This window comes from Variovorax sp. P4_B11 (assembly GCF_056402355.1).
This window is the reverse complement of the sequence record NZ_JBFUHO010000004.1, coordinates 34,231-48,749: the sequence shown is the minus strand read 5'-3', so window position 1 is coordinate 48,749 and position 14,519 is coordinate 34,231. Positions and strand designations below refer to the sequence as shown.

The 14,519-nt window shown below is 68.0% G+C and carries 11 protein-coding genes; 2 read left to right on the top strand and 9 right to left on the bottom strand.

Going from position 1 to position 14,519, the window contains the following annotated elements; genetic code table 11:
- Positions 1-26: 26 nt before the first annotated feature.
- The 8 genes from dalD to AC1DYD_RS05715 all read right to left on the bottom strand — a co-directional run bounded on the left by dalD (position 27) and on the right by AC1DYD_RS05715 (position 10,339).
- On the bottom strand, positions 27-1,454 hold the full coding sequence (dalD, locus tag AC1DYD_RS05750; RefSeq protein ID WP_478171788.1) for a D-arabinitol 4-dehydrogenase: 1,428 nt from the start codon (positions 1,452-1,454) through the stop codon (positions 27-29).
- A gap of 14 nt (positions 1,455-1,468) precedes the next feature.
- A complete protein-coding gene (locus AC1DYD_RS05745; protein WP_478171787.1) occupies positions 1,469-2,500 on the bottom strand; it encodes an ABC transporter ATP-binding protein in 1,032 nt (343 codons plus the stop codon).
- A gap of 169 nt (positions 2,501-2,669) precedes the next feature.
- Entirely contained in the window at positions 2,670-3,494 is an 825-nt protein-coding gene (locus AC1DYD_RS05740; protein ID WP_478171786.1) for a carbohydrate ABC transporter permease, read from the bottom strand.
- Positions 3,495-3,504: 10 nt separating this feature from the next.
- A complete protein-coding gene (locus AC1DYD_RS05735; protein WP_478171785.1) occupies positions 3,505-4,362 on the bottom strand; it encodes a carbohydrate ABC transporter permease in 858 nt (285 codons plus the stop codon).
- 38 nt (positions 4,363-4,400) lie between these two features.
- Positions 4,401-5,708 (bottom strand): ABC transporter substrate-binding protein, encoded by a 1,308-nt coding sequence (locus AC1DYD_RS05730; protein ID WP_478171784.1) that lies wholly within the window; start codon positions 5,706-5,708, stop codon positions 4,401-4,403.
- Between the two features lie 229 nt (positions 5,709-5,937).
- Positions 5,938-7,101 (bottom strand): MFS transporter, encoded by a 1,164-nt coding sequence (locus AC1DYD_RS05725; RefSeq protein WP_478172017.1) that lies wholly within the window; start codon positions 7,099-7,101, stop codon positions 5,938-5,940.
- Between the two features lie 38 nt (positions 7,102-7,139).
- A complete protein-coding gene (locus AC1DYD_RS05720) occupies positions 7,140-8,408 on the bottom strand; it encodes an MFS transporter (RefSeq protein WP_478171783.1) in 1,269 nt (422 codons plus the stop codon).
- Between the two features lie 110 nt (positions 8,409-8,518).
- Positions 8,519-10,339 carry a hypothetical protein gene (locus AC1DYD_RS05715; protein WP_478171782.1) on the bottom strand — a complete coding sequence of 607 codons (1,821 nt, stop codon included), beginning with the start codon at positions 10,337-10,339 and terminating at the stop codon, positions 8,519-8,521.
- Positions 10,340-10,464: 125 nt separating this feature from the next.
- Between AC1DYD_RS05715 and dusA the strand changes: the two genes are divergently transcribed.
- On the top strand, positions 10,465-11,442 hold the full coding sequence (gene dusA, locus AC1DYD_RS05710; protein ID WP_478171781.1) for a tRNA dihydrouridine(20/20a) synthase DusA: 978 nt from the start codon (positions 10,465-10,467) through the stop codon (positions 11,440-11,442).
- Positions 11,443-11,583: 141 nt separating this feature from the next.
- Here dusA and AC1DYD_RS05705 read toward each other — a convergent pair whose 3' ends face one another.
- Positions 11,584-12,231 (bottom strand): GntR family transcriptional regulator, encoded by a 648-nt coding sequence (locus AC1DYD_RS05705; protein WP_478171780.1) that lies wholly within the window; start codon positions 12,229-12,231, stop codon positions 11,584-11,586.
- 126 nt (positions 12,232-12,357) lie between these two features.
- On the opposite strand from AC1DYD_RS05705, the gene scpA reads away from it, so the two are divergent.
- Positions 12,358-14,517 (top strand): methylmalonyl-CoA mutase, encoded by a 2,160-nt coding sequence (gene scpA, locus AC1DYD_RS05700; protein WP_478171779.1) that lies wholly within the window; start codon positions 12,358-12,360, stop codon positions 14,515-14,517.
- The last annotated feature ends 2 nt before the right edge of the window (positions 14,518-14,519 follow it).

Sequence of the window (14,519 nt, the reverse complement as noted above, 5' to 3'; positions counted from 1 at the left end):
CGGCGGTCCTTTCCCCTGAACCTCTTTCAGCTCGTGACGTTACCACCGTCGACATTGAACTGCCGGACCCGCACGCTGGCGCCGCGCAGCGCGTCGACCAGCCGCGGATCCCCGGCGGCGTCGCCCCACAAGCCGCGGTCGGCCCCCAGCGCCGCCACCGGGTCGGCGGCGGCGCAGATGGCATGCGCCGCCGCCTCGTCCATGCCCTGGTCCTGGTAGGCGTAGGGCAGCGTGCCCTGGTGCCAGCGCTGCAGGAAGGCCAGGAACAGGGCCGGCAGCAGCGCGACGCTGGCGATGCTTTCGCCGCGGGCCAGACGTTCGCGCACGGTCGGGGCGATGAAGCCCGGGATCTTCGAGAAGCCATCCATCGCCACGCGCTGGTTGGTGTCGCGGATCGCCGGATTGCCGAAGCGCTCGAGCACCACGTCGCGGTAGGCGGGCAGGTCGACCGGGCTCGGCTGGCCCGGGCGGTCCAGGCAAGGGATGACGTCGTCCGTGACGTAGTCGAAGGCCATGCGCCGGATCGCCGTGCGCTGGGTGCCTTCATGGATGTACTGCAGCCCGGCCAGCGTGCCGGCCCAGGCGATGCAGCTGTGGCTGGCGTTGAGGATCCGGATCTTCGCTTCCTCGTAGGGCGCGACCGAATCGACCAGCTGCACGCCGACTTTCTCCCACGCGGGTCGGCCGTTCGCGAAGTCGTCCTCGATCACCCACTGGATGAAGCTCTCGCCGGTCACCGGGGCGGCGTCGTCCCAGCCGGTGGCGTCGCGCACCCGCTGGCGCAGCTCGGGCGGCGGCCGGGGCGTGATGCGGTCGACCATCGCGTTCGGGCTGCGGGTGCTGCTGCGCACCCAGTCCAGCAGGTCGCGGTCGCCGGCGCGCTCGATGAACTCGAGCAGGCCCTTGCGAAAGCGCTCGCCGTTGTGGCGCAGGTTGTCGCAGTTGAGCAGGGTCACCGGCCCTGCGCCGGCGAGGCGCCTGGCGCGCAGGATCGCGCTGACCGCGCCGTAGATGGTCGAGCCCGCCAGGCCCCGGCGTGCGCGCTCGAGGTCGGCGGCAAGATCGCTGGCGCCGAGGTCGAGCCGATCGTGCGGGTCGAGGTAGTAGCCGGCCTCGGTCACCGTGAACGAGACGATCCGGGTGCGCGCTTCGGCGCCGCGCGCGATCACCGCGGCCAGGCTCGGGTCGTAGGCCAGGACCTCGCGGATCGCCTCGATGCGCTGGTAGCGGCAGTCACCGGCCGGGGATACCGTCTCCAGCGTGTAGCGGCCGCCTTGCGCGCGCAAGGCGGCTTCGATCTCGGCCATGTCGGGCCGCAGGTTGGCGCCGGTGATCGACCAGCGCGTGTCGCCGGTGTCGATCAGCTGCTGCAGGTAGGCGGCCTGGTGCGCGCGATGGAAGGAGCCGAGCCCGAGGTGCAGCACCACCAGGCCGGAAGAGGTGGGGGAAGTCATGGCGCTGGTCCCTGTCAGGCGCTGACCGTCCGGCCTTCGCGGTTGAAGAAATGCAGCACCGAAGGATCGAGTTCGACGCTCACTGCGTCGCCGGCCTGCAGCGCGGTGCGGTCGTTCTGCCGCGCCACCAGCGGCACGCCGCCGACGTCGATGTGGATCAGCGTGTCCGCGCCGAGCGCCTCGATCAGCTCGACGCGGGCCGGGGCACCGGTGCCCTGGCCCGGATGCACGCGCAGGGCTTCGGGCCGGACGCCGAGGAAGCCATCGGCCGGCAGCCGGCCGCCGGTCAGCGCCGAGAAGCTCGGAATCGCCTTGGCCTCGACCATGTTCATCGATGGCATGCCGATGAACTGGGCGACGAACTGGTTGGCCGGGCGGTCGTAGAGGTCCATCGGCGTGCCGACCTGCTCGATCAGGCCGTCGCGCAGCACCACGACGCGGTCGGCCAGCGTCATCGCCTCGACCTGGTCGTGCGTGACGTAGATGCTGGTGGCGCCGAGCGCGCGGTGCAGCTTGTGGATCTCGACCCGGGTGTTGCCGCGCAGCGCCGCGTCGAGATTGGACAGCGGCTCGTCGAACAGGAACACCTTGGGCGCCCGCACGATCGCGCGGCCGATCGCCACCCGCTGCCGCTGGCCGCCCGACAGTTCCTTCGGCGTGCGGCCCAGGTAGTCGGTGAGGTTCAGCGTCCTGGCCGCGTACTCGACCTTGGTCCTGATCACGTCCTTCGACACCTTCGCGAGCTTGAGCGCGAAGGACATGTTGTCGTACACGCTCATGTGCGGATAGAGCGCATAGCTCTGGAACACCATCGCCAGGTCGCGCTTGCCGGACGGCGTGTTCGTGATGTCCTTGCCGTCGAGCGAGAGGCGGCCGCTGGTGATCGGCTCGAGCCCCGCGATCAGCCGCAGCAGGGTCGACTTGCCGCAGCCCGAGGGGCCGACGAAGACGATGAACTCGCCCTTGTCGATCTCGAGGTTGACGCCCTTGATGATGTGCGCGTCGCCGAAACTCTTCTTGATGTTGTCGAGCTGGAGGTAGGCCATCAAATGACTCCTTGAAGATTGATCGAGAGGCCCTGCAGCGATGTTGGCGCGGTGCCTGAGACGCGATGCCTTTTCATGGGCTGCCGCGGAACCGGCTTTGCCGGGCCGCTGGCGGCGGCGCCGGTAGGGGGTGGGCGGCTACACGAAGTGAGCCAACCTGGGGGCGAGCTCATTTCACGGCGCCGAAGGTCAGGCCCTGGACCAGTTGCTTCTGGCTGAACCAGCCGAAGACCACGATCGGCGCGATGGCCATCAGCGAGGCCGCGGACAGCTTGGCCCAGAACAGGCCCTCGGGGCTCGAGTAGGAAGCCATCAGCGTGGCCAGCGTGCCGGCCTTGGCCGAGCTCAGGTTGAGCGCCCAGAAGGCCTCGTTCCAGCTCAGCACCAGGCACAGCAGGCCGGTCGATGCGAGACCGCCGACCGACAGCGGCAGCACCACGTGGCGGAATTCGGTCCACAGGTTGGCGCCGTCCATGCGCGCGGCCTCGAGGATCTCGTTCGGGATGTCCTTGTAGGCCGAATAGAGCATCCAGACCATGATCGGCAGGTTCGACAGCGTGAACACCACCGTCAGCGCGGTGCGCGTGTCGAGCAGGCCGGCGGTCTGCGCCAGCACGTAGATCGGCACCAGCGCGCCGACTGCCGGCATCATCTTGGTCGACAGCATCCACATCAGGATGTCGCGCGTGCGCCGGGTGCGGAAGAAGGCCATCGAGTACGCCGCCGGCGCGGCGATCAAGAGGCCGATGACCGTCGAGCCCACGCTGGTGATCAGCGAGTTGCGCGCGAACAGCAGGTAGTCGCTGCGCCGCTGCACCTCGGTGAAGTTCTCCAGCGTCGGCTCGAAGACGAACAGCGGCGGCACATGGATCGCCTGCAGCTCGGTCTTGAACGAGGTCAGCACCAGCCAGCCGAGCGGGAAGAACAGCAGCAAGGTGGCGGCCCAGGCCCCGACCGCGCGCAGCGTCAGGAAGAGGAAGTTTTCGGATTGCATGCGTCGCTCCTCAGTCGAGGTTCTTGCCGATGATCCGGATCAGGAAGGCGGCCACGATGTTGGCCAGCACCACCGCGAACAGCGCACCCGCCGACGCCACGCCGACGTCGAAGTTCATCAGCGACTGCTTGAAGATCAGGTAGGTGAGGTTGGTGCTCGCGTTGCCCGGACCGCCGTTGGTGGTGACGGCGATCTCGGCGAAGATCGACAGCAGGAAAATCATCTCGATCATGATCACCACCGCCATCGGTCGGCCCAGGTGCGGCAGCGTCAGGTAGCCGAAGCGCTGCACCGCGCTGGCGCCGTCCATGCGTGCGGCCTCCATCTGCTCGCGGTCCAGCGACTGCAGCGAGGTGATGAAGATCAGGCAGGCGAAGGGCAGCCACTGCCAGGCCACCATGATGATGACCGAGAACAGCGGCAGGTCGGTCAGCCAGTCGACCGGCTCGGCCCCGAAGGCGCGCCAGAGGTCGGCCAGCACGCCGTAGATCGGGTTCATCATCATGTGCTTCCAGAGCAGCGCGTTCACCGTCGGCATGACGAAGAAGGGCGAGATCAGAAGTACGCGCACGATGCCGCGGCCGGGGAAGGGCTCGTTGACCAGCAGCGCCAGCCCCACGCCCAGCACCACCGTGATGACGATCACGCTGCCGATCAGCACCAGCGTGTTCCACACCGCCGGCCAGAAGTCCGGGTCGGTGACGAAGTAGTGGAAGTTGTCCAGTCCGTTGAAGGTGCGCTCGCCCGGCTGCATCAGGTTGTAGTTGACGAGCGAGAAGTAGATCGTCATCAACAGGGGCACGAGCATCCAGAGGACGAGCGTGACCACGGCCGGCGCCATCAGCGCGCGGGGCAGGAGTCGATTCATGGCGCGGTCCGGTCGTTGTTCTTCTCGGTGCCGTGCGGCTACTTGTAGTAGCCCGCCTTCTTCATCTCGCGCTCAGCCGCCGTCTGCGAGGTCTTCAGCGCCTGGTCGACCGTGACCTTGCCCGACAGTGCCGCGCTCATCTGCTGGCCGACCGCCACGCCGATGGCCTGGAACTCGGGGATCGCCGCATACTGCACGCCGACGTAAGGCGACTTGGGCAGCGTGCTGTCGCTGGCATTGGCGCTGTCGATGGCCTTCTTTTCGGCTTCGGCGAAGCGCGCCGCCTTCATGAACTCGGGCGAAGCGTAGGTCGACTTGCGGGTGCCGGTCGGCACCGCGCCCCAGCCTTCTTCCTTGGCCACCAGGTTGATGTAGTCCTTGGAGGTGGCCCACTTGACGAAGGTCTGCGCCGCGTCGACCTTCTGCGAGCCGGCCGGGATCGCCAGCGCCCAGGCCCACAGCCAGTTCGCGCCCTTGGGCGTGACCGCCACCGGTGCCTGCGCGAAGGCCACCTTGTCGGCCACCTTGGACTGCTTCGGATCGCTCACGAAGGAGGCCGCGATGGTGGCGTCGACCCACATGCCGCACTTGCCTTCGTTGAACAGCGCCAGGTTCTCGTTGAAGCTGTTGGCCGAGGCGCCGGGCGGGCCGTAGGCCTTCATGAGGTCGACGTAGAAGCCGATCGCGTCATGCCAGGGCTTGCTGTCGATCTGCGGCTTCCAGGCCATGTCGAACCACTGGCCGCCGTTGGTATTGACCATGGTCGTCAGCAGCGCCATGTTGTCGCCCCAGCCCGGCTTGCCGCGCAGGCACATGCCGTAGACGCCTGCCTTCGGGTCGTGGATCTTGCCCGCGAGCTCCTTCACCTGGGCCCAGGTCGGCTGGTCGGGCATCTTGAAGCCCACCTTGTCGGCCAGGTCCTTTCGGTACATCAGCATCGAGCTCTCGCCGTAGAAGGGCGAGGCGTAGAGCTTGCCGTCGGCCGACAGGCCGTTGCGCATCGCCGGCAGCAGGTCGTCGACGTCGTAGGCAGCGTCGGTGGCGATCGGCAGCAGCCAGCCCTTCTTGGCCCAGATCGGCGTCTCGTACATGCCGATCGTCATGACGTCGAACTGGCCGCCCTTGGTGGCGATGTCGGTGGTCACGCGCTGGCGCAGCGTGCCCTCTTCCAGCGTGACCCATTTGAGCTTGATGTCGGGGTTGGCCTTCTCGAAGAAGGGCGTCAGCTTCTGCATCTCGATCATGTGGCCGTTGTTCACGGTCGCGATCACCAGTTCGGTCGCGGCATGGGCCCAGCCTGCACCGGCCATTGCGAGCGCCAGGCCCGCCTTGAGAAAACGCTTCATGGATGTCTCCTTGTGATCGACGAGGGGTCGCCGTGCACCGATTGTGGAGACATCAATTTCCCGTTTTGGTACTTCCTATGCTCGCAACGATACTTCGATGCATTGAATGCTCGGTGTCATCCCTAGTTTTGGCAATTGAGAGTGCATTTGCGCGCACTGTGACGGGGGTTCAGGCGCCGTCGAAGGCCTTCCCCGGAACTGGACATCGGTCCGCTGTTGAGCGCTCGGCTCAGGCGGTCTGCAGGATGGGTGCGCGGCCGCCGAGCCGGCTGCTCCAGGCCGCCAGGGCCAGGGCGCCGAGCGTGATGGCGGCGCTGGCCCAGGGCAGCCCGGCCAGCGGAACGCCCGCGGCCAGCATGCCGCTGCCGATCCACGCGCCGGCGGCGTTGCCGAGGTTGAAGGCCCCCTGGTTCAGGGTCGATGCGAGGTTCGGCGCGGCGCCGGCATGCTGCACGATCAGTGTTTGYAGCAGCGGCACCAGCGCGAACTGGAGCGTGGTCCAGAGCAGCATCAGCAGCACCGTGGGCGCCTTCAGAGGCAGCGCGAAATACAGCAGCGCCAGCACCATCGCGTTGAGCCCCAGCACCACCAGCATCGACGGCACCAGCCGCTGGTCGCCGAGGCGCCCGCCGACCGTGCTGCCGATCGTCAGGCCGACGCCCAGCAGCAGCAGGATCGGTGCCACGGCCGCGTTCGAGAAGCCGCTGACCTGGGTCAGCAAAGGCGCGATGAAAGTGAAGACGCAGAACAGGCTGGCCGAGGCCAGCGCGCTGGTGGCCAGCGCCAGCAGCACGCGGCGGTCGGCCAATACCGTGAACTCGCGCAGGATGTTGCCCTCCTGCATCTCGACCTGCCTCGGAAGCAGGGCCACCAGGGCCGCCACCGCAGCCAGCGCGATCAAGACGATCGCGGCGAAGGTCATGCGCCAGCCGAAATGCTCGCCGATGATCCGGCCCATCGGCACGCCGAGCACGTTGGCCAACGTGAGGCCGGTGAACATCAGCGCGATCGCCTGCGAGCGCCGGTTCGCCGGCACCAGGCCTGCGGCCACCACCGAGCCGATGCCGAAGAAGGTGCCATGGGCGAGCGCGGTGATCACGCGGGCCGCCATCAGCAGGCCGTAGTCCGGCGCCAGCGCGCACAGCAGGTTGCCGAGGACGAACAAGGAGGCCAGTGCAACCAGCGTCGCCTTGCGCGGCAGCCGCGCGGTCGCGACCGCGAACACCGGCGCGCCGACCACCACGCCCATCGCATAGCCGGTGACCAGCAAGCCTGCCTGCGACAGCGTGACGCCGAGATCGAGCGCCATGTCGGGCAGCAGTCCCATGACGACGAATTCGCTGGTGCCGATGGCGAAGGCCGCGGCGGCCAGGGCGAGCAGGGCGGCGGGCATGCGCGGCGAAGTGCTGGACGCAGAGGCGGTCGGCGCTGTCATCGGGGGTTGTCCTGGAGCGCAGCCATGGCGGGGCGCGCCAGGGGATTTCGTCTGAATTCGGTGCCGTAGAACAACAGGGCGACGCCTCCGAAGGCCGCGCCGAGGACGCACAGCGCGCCCCATCCATGAAAGGCATAGAGCGCTGCCGCCAGCGCCGAGGCGACGGCGGCGCAGAGGAAGATCGAGGTCAGGAACAGCCCGTTGAGCCGACCGCGCAGTTCCGGCGCCAGCATGTAGAGGCTGCGCAGGCTCAGCACGTTGCACAGCTGCACCGCGCCGTCGAGCAGCACCGCGGCGGCGACCAGCGCCATCAGCGAATGGGTCCGGAACCCGAGCGCCGCGATCCCGAACGAGAGCAGCGCGACGCCGATCGCGGCGCCGGTGGCCGGCTGGGTACGTCCCTGGTCGGCCAGGCGGCCGGCCCATGGGGCGGCCAGGGCGCCGGCGGCACCGGCCAGGGCAAACAGCGCGATGCCGCCCTGGACGAGGCCGAATTCATGGACGAGCGCCAGTGGCACTGCGGTCCAGAAGGCCTGGAAGGCCGCGAAGAGCATTCCTTGGTAGACCGCTCGGCGGCGCAGCAGGGGGATGCGCCGGACCATGCCCGGCAGCGAGGCCAGGGTGCGTGCGTAGCCGATCGAGCCATGTGGGTGGCGCCGGGGCAGGGCGCGCCACAGCACCAGCGCCAGCAGCGTCATCAGCAGGGCCGAGATCGCGAACACCGCGCGCCAGTTGAAGGCCGAGGCCACAAGGCTGGAAAAAGGCCGCGCCAGCATGATCCCGGCCAGCAGCCCGGCCATGATGTTGCCGACCACCTTGCCGCGGGTCGCATCGGCCACCAGGTGGGAGGCCAGCGGCACCAGCACCTGGGCCGCGACGGCGCAGCTGCCGACCAGGAAGGACGCCGCCAGGAAGGTGAGGGCCGAGTTCGACAGCGCGATGCCGACCAGGCCCAGCACGGCCCCGGCCATGGCCGCCAGGATCAGCCGCCGGTTCTCCACCACGTCGGCCAGCGGCACCAGGAACAGCAGCCCGGCGCCATAGCCGAGTTGGGTCAGCGCCATGATCAGTCCGGCCAGGCCGGCATGCATCTGCAGCGAGGCCGCGATCGGGCCGATCAGCGGCTGGGCGAAGTAGATGTTGGCGACGCACAAGCCGCAGGCCACCGCGAACAGCAGCGTGAGCGCGGGGGGCAGGCCGGCGGCCGCGGCGGGCACGGCCGGGGCCGACTGCCCGCCATGGATGGGAGCATTGGGAAGAGGCACGGGGAGGGGGGTCGCGGTGAGTTGAGGGTTAACCCTGAGTGGCGACCTTAGCACTTCCGGCGCGGCGGCGCTGGCGCGCTGTCTTCCGGGTGAAGGCCCGGCAACAGGGTTCAGCCGAACTCGCAGTTCAGCGCGAGGTTGTTGCCCAGGCCGTGCGCGCCTTCGAAGAAGCAACGCGCGACGACCGTGGTCGCCGAAGCACTGTCGATCGCCTTGCCATCGGAACCCGCGCCGATGAATTGGCAGCCCACGAAGAGCGGGTAGTTCGCACCGCCATCGATGAAAGGCGCCGCGCGGTTGTTGCGGAAGGTGCATTGAGTCCAGGAAATCATGTTGTCGGCGCGTTTGATGCGCAGGTCCAGCGGACGACCGCAGTTCTCGAAGAGGCACTGCCACGAATGGAATTTGTCGATGTAGCAAAGGCTCGGGTTGGCGTCGCTCCGCGGCCCGTCGCCCGGCGTCTGCAGGATCCCCGCGGCGCAATCGATGAAGGCGCAGCGCGCCACGCCGCCGTTGTCGAGCGCATAGGCGTTGTCGATGTGCACAGCGGCCTTCGATTGGCCACGGAAGGTGACCCCGTACCAGCAGAAGGTGGTGAGCTGCAGGCCCGGGACCGTCAGATACAGCCCGACGCTGCCGCCCTGGAACTGGAGGTCGTAAAGGTTGACCGGCGCGGAACCGGACCCGTCGATTTTCAGGATCGGGAAGTCCCCCGAGGCGACCAGGGTGGTCTGGCCCCAGGTCCCTGCGAGCGAGTCGCCCGGCTTGATGCGCAAGGTGCCACGCACGCCGTAGGCGCGCGGTTCGAGCACCACCACGCCGCCGCCGCCATCCAGCATGCGCTGCAGTTGCTGCGTATCGTCGCCCAGTGCGCCGTCATGCCTGGGCGCCGGCACGATGACCGGCGGGCGCTGCCAGGCGGCCAGCACGGCCACGCCAGGTGGCGGTGCGTCCTGGTTGGGCAGGCCCGCGGACCGGGCATAGCGCGCGCTGCGCACGACGGCGCCACCGGCGCCCAGCCTGGCCAGGCGCCTGCCGGCGTCCGAATTCTGGTCGCTCAGGATCACCGTGGTGGCGGCACTGTCGCTGTCCAGGCCGTCGGAATCGCGCGGATGGCCGCCCACGCCCACCAGGGTTGCGCCGGGGCTCTGCCGCAGCAATATGCTCGGGCCGCCGTCGTCATGCGCCTTGTAGGTTTCCTCGTCGAAGCCGATGAGCGTGAAAGAGCGCTGGTTGGCCACCGACAGCGGCATGCGCCTCGCGCTGAGCGCGTTGAAGGCCACGACGACGTTGCCGCTGCCCGGGCCGGAGAGCACGAAGATCGGGTGATCGCTCTGCCAGCCGCCATCATGGCTTTGCTCGTGCACCCAGGTGCAGTCCTTGACGCGGCTGTCGCGGAAGTCGCTGCCACCCTCGACGCAGGCAAAGAAGACCATGCGTTCCAGCGCCGCCCCACGGCCGACAACGCCGCCGAACTTGGCGCCCACCAGGCCATCGCGGGTGACTGCCTGCGAGGGCGGGAATATGACGTTGCCGCTGACCCCGAGAACGGAGAAGTCGTGCGAGCCCGGTTCGATGGTCAGGCGCTCGATCCGCGTCTTGCGCGTGGACCCGCGCAGGTGCTGGCCCGAACGCAGCGTGCAATTGCGGTAGGTGCCCTCGCCCAGCCGCACCGCGCGATGCTGGTCGAGCGCCGCCTGCAGGTCCTCGCCGGGGCTCAGCACATGCGCGGCGGCCGGGAAGTAGCGGGCCGCGGGCGCAGCCGCCGCGGGTTGGCCCGCACGGCCGGGCCCGGTGCCGGCTACCGTTGGCTTCGCAGGCGCTGTCGCGGCGACAGCCGCATTCGTCAGAGCGTCGATCGCGAACGTGAGCGCGCTGACGAGGTGGGCACGCTTGAGGACATCGAGCGTCTGAACTTTGGAAACGGGCATGGGACACGATGATAGAAGTCGCAGCCTCCAAACCGCACGGCGCAGGCCTTTTGCTGAGCGATGGTGTGCAATACAAGGCCTTCGGATGGCAAAATTCGCCGCTCGCCACATCCGGGGTCCGTTCATTGAAAGCAGAAAAGATCCTCTCCGTCGCTCCCATGATGGATTGGACCGACCGCCATTGCCGCTACTTCCATCGGCTGCTGACCCGACGCGCGCTGCTCTACACCGAGATGGTGACCACCGGCGCGCTGATCCACGGCGACGTGCCGCGCCACCTGCGCTTCAACGCCGAGGAGCATCCGGTGGCGCTGCAGCTCGGCGGCAGCGAACCCGCCGATCTCGCCCACTGCGCGAAGCTGGGCGAGGACTGGGGCTACGACGAGATCAACATCAACTGCGGCTGCCCGAGCGAGCGCGTGCAGCGCGGCGCCTTCGGTGCCTGCCTCATGAACGAGCCACAGCTGGTGGCCGACTGCGTGAAGGCGATGGTCGATGTCGTCGACCTGCCGGTCACGGTCAAGCACCGCATCGGCATCGACAAGATCGAGAGCTACGAGTTCGTCCGCGACTTCGTGGGCAAGGTCAGCGAGGCAGGCTGCGAGACCTTCATCGTGCATGCCCGCAATGCCTGGCTCAAGGGGCTGTCGCCGAAGCAGAACCGCGAGGTGCCGCCGCTGCGCTACGAGCTGGTGCATCGGCTCAAGCACGACTTCCCGGCGCTGGCCTTCTCGATCAACGGGGGCTTTGCGGACAACGCCGCGATGCACGCGCACCTGCGCCTGCTCGACGGCGTGATGGTCGGCCGCGAGGCCTATCACAACCCCTGGTGGCTGGCCGGGTGGGACGCGGCTTTCTACGGCGAGTCGCCGTCGCTGCTGACGCGCGAAGAGGCCGAGCTGCAGATGTGCGATTACATGGCCCGCGAAGCGGCCGAGCACGGCACGCCGTGGTCGAACATCGCGCGCCACATGCTGGGCCTGCGCAACGGCTTGGCCGGCGCCCGCCGCTGGCGGCAGGTGTGGAGCGACCACAAGCTCAAGACCCGCGCGCCGCACGAAGTCATGGCCTTGGCGCACGAGACGGTTGACCAGCCGGCCTGATCACAAAACCCGAAGTTCCCCTGGCCGGCGAAGCCAGGCCCGTTCGTGAAACACCGCGGAACCGGCTTTGCCGGGCCGCTGGTGTTGCCCCCGGAAGGGGGTGGGCGGGCTACACGCAGTGAGCCCAACCTGGGGGCGAGCTCAGTTCGCCGCTTCCAGCCCGTTGCGGAAGTGCTGCTGCATCCGCTGCATCGCGACCGCGGCGTCGCGCGCCTTGATCGCCTCCATGAGCGCCCGGTGCTCCTTCAGCGATTCGCCGATGCGCCCGGCCTTCAGCAGCGAGTTGTGCCGGTTCAGCTTCATCACCTTGCGCAGGTCGGCCACCATCTGGTCGCGCCAGCGGTTGTTCGCGATCGCCAGCAACCGCATGTGGAAGCGCTCGTTGATGGCGAAGAAATGCCCGCGGTCCACGTGCCCGGGCTTGGCGGCGGACTCGAGCTCCGCGTGCAGCCGCTCGAGTTCGGCCAGCTCGGCGTCGGTGGCCTGCCGTGCCACCACGCCCGCTGCATCGCTCTCGAGCAGGCTCAGCAGGTGGTACACGTCCGCCAGGTCCTTCTCCGACACCTCGGTCACGTAGGCGCCGCGCCGCACCTTCATCGTCACCAGCCCCTCGGCGGCCAGCACCTTCAGCGCCTCGCGCAGCGGCGTGCGGCTGATGCCGTATTCCTCGGCCAGCTTGAGTTCGTCGATCCAGCTGCCGGGCTCGAGTTCGCGGTTGAAGATGCGCTGGCGCAGCAGTTCCGCCACCTCTTCGTAGAGGGCGCGCGGGGTGAGGGTGACAGCGGACATGGCTGAAATGTACCTCAAGTTGGTTCTTTGAATTAATAATTACAGATGGGTTAAACTCGGTTGAGTTGTCCGGCGACTGCGCCGACACTCCTCCCCGAACCTCGCATGACCTCCAAAGCGGCGCCCATGAGCAAAACCGAATACACCTTCACGCCTGCGACCCTCGAAGCCTGGACCCGGGCTGCCGCCAAGTCCGCCCCGGGTGGCAACCTCGAAGCGTTGAACTGGGTCACGCCGGACGGCATCACGGTCAAGCCGCTCTACACCGCGGCCGACCTGCAGGAGCTCAAGTACACCGACACGCTGCCCGGCTTCGAGCCCTACCTGCGCGGCCCGCAGGCCACCATGTACGCTGTGCGCCCGTGGACCATCCGCCAGTACGCCGGCTTCTCGACCGCCGAGGAATCCAACGCCTTCTATCGCAAGGCCCTGGCGGCGGGCGGGCAGGGCGTGTCGGTGGCCTTCGACCTCGCCACCCACCGCGGCTACGACAGCGACCATCCGCGCGTCACCGGCGACGTCGGCAAGGCCGGCGTGGCGATCGACTCGGTCGAGGACATGAAGATCCTGTTCGACCAGATCCCGCTCGACAAGGTCAGCGTCTCGATGACCATGAACGGCGCGGTGCTGCCGGTGCTGGCGGGCTACGTGGTCGCGGCCGAAGAGCAGGGCGTGGCGCAGGACCAGCTGAGCGGAACCATCCAGAACGACATCCTCAAGGAGTTCATGGTCCGCAACACCTACATCTTCCCGCCGGCGCCGAGCATGCGGATCATCGGCGACATCATCGAGTACACGGCGCAGAACATGCCGAAGTTCAACTCGATCTCGATCAGCGGCTATCACATGCAGGAAGCCGGCGCCAACCAGGCGCTCGAACTGGCCTTTACCTTGGCCGACGGCAAGGAATACGTGAAGACCGCGCTGGCCAAGGGGCTCGACGTCGACGGCTTCGCGGGCCGGCTCAGCTTCTTCTGGGCCATCGGCATGAACTTCTACCTCGAGGTCGCGAAGATGCGCGCCGCGCGCCTGCTGTGGTGCCGGATCATGAAGGAGTTCGATCCCAAGAACCCCAAGAGCCTGATGCTGCGCACGCACTGCCAGACCTCGGGCTGGTCGCTGACCGAGCAGGACCCGTACAACAACGTGGTGCGCACCACCATCGAAGCGATGGCCGCGGTGTTCGGCGGCACCCAGAGCCTGCACACCAACGCGCTCGACGAGGCCATCGCGCTGCCGACCGAGTTCAGCGCCCGCATCGCGCGCAACACGCAGCTGATCGTCCAGGAAGAGACCCACATCACGAGCGTGATCGACCCCTGGGCCGGCAGCTACATGATGGAGAAGCTGACGCAGGACATGGCCGATGCCGCCTGGGCGATCATCGAGGAGGTCGAGGCGATGGGCGGCATGACCCGCGCCGTCGACAGCGGCTGGGCCAAGCTCAAGATCGAGGCCGCGGCCGCCGACAAGCAGGCGCGCATCGACTCGGGCAGGGACGTGATCGTGGGCGTCAACAAGTACAAGCTCAAGGAAGAGGATACCCACGACATCCTGCAGATCGACAACGTCAAGGTGCGCGAGGGCCAGATCGCCAAGCTGAAGGCCATCCGCGAGAAGCGCGACAGCGCCGCCGTGCAGGCCGCGCTCGACGCACTCACCGCCGCGGCGGAAAGCGGCCAGGGCAACCTGCTCGATCTCAGCATCCAGGCGGTGCGCCTGCGCGCCACGGTCGGCGAGATCAGCGATGCGCTCGAGAAGATCTATGGCCGGCACCGCGCCGACACGCAGAAGGTCACGGGCGTCTATGCCGCCGCCTACGACTCGGCCGAAGGCTGGGAGACGCTGCAGCACGAGATCGCGGCCTTCGCCGAGGAACAGGGCCGGCGCCCGCGCGTGATGATCTCCAAGCTGGGGCAGGACGGCCACGACCGCGGCGCCAAGGTGGTCGCCACCGCTTTCGCCGACCTCGGTTTCGACGTCGACATGGGCCCGCTGTTCCAGACGCCCGAGGAATGCGCGCGCCAGGCGATCGAGAACGACGTCCATGCCGTGGGCGTCAGCACGCTGGCCGCCGGCCACAAGACCCTCGTGCCGGCGATCATCGCGGAGCTCAAGAAGCAGGGCGCCGACGACATCATTGTCTTCGTCGGCGGCGTGATTCCACGGCAGGACTACGACTTTCTCTACGAGGCCGGCGTCAAGGGCATCTACGGACCGGGCACGCCGATCCCGGCGAGCGCCAAGGACGTGCTCGAGCAGATTCGCGCGGCGGTTGCGGCCTGAAG

Bases quoted from the DNA above. Each gene is read 5' to 3' on its own strand.
- AC1DYD_RS05715 (WP_478171782.1), bottom strand. From the start codon at position 10,339: ATGCCCGTTTCCAAAGTTCAGACGCTCGATGTCCTCAAGCGTGCCCAC.
- dalD (WP_478171788.1), bottom strand. From the start codon at position 1,454: ATGACTTCCCCCACCTCTTCCGGCCTGGTGGTGCTGCACCTCGGGCTC.
- AC1DYD_RS05740 (WP_478171786.1), bottom strand. From the start codon at position 3,494: ATGCAATCCGAAAACTTCCTCTTCCTGACGCTGCGCGCGGTCGGGGCC.
- AC1DYD_RS05735 (WP_478171785.1), bottom strand. From the start codon at position 4,362: ATGAATCGACTCCTGCCCCGCGCGCTGATGGCGCCGGCCGTGGTCACG.
- AC1DYD_RS05730 (WP_478171784.1), bottom strand. From the start codon at position 5,708: ATGAAGCGTTTTCTCAAGGCGGGCCTGGCGCTCGCAATGGCCGGTGCA.
- scpA (WP_478171779.1), top strand. From the start codon at position 12,358: ATGAGCAAAACCGAATACACCTTCACGCCTGCGACCCTCGAAGCCTGG.
- AC1DYD_RS05745 (WP_478171787.1), bottom strand. From the start codon at position 2,500: ATGGCCTACCTCCAGCTCGACAACATCAAGAAGAGTTTCGGCGACGCG.
- AC1DYD_RS05705 (WP_478171780.1), bottom strand. From the start codon at position 12,231: ATGTCCGCTGTCACCCTCACCCCGCGCGCCCTCTACGAAGAGGTGGCG.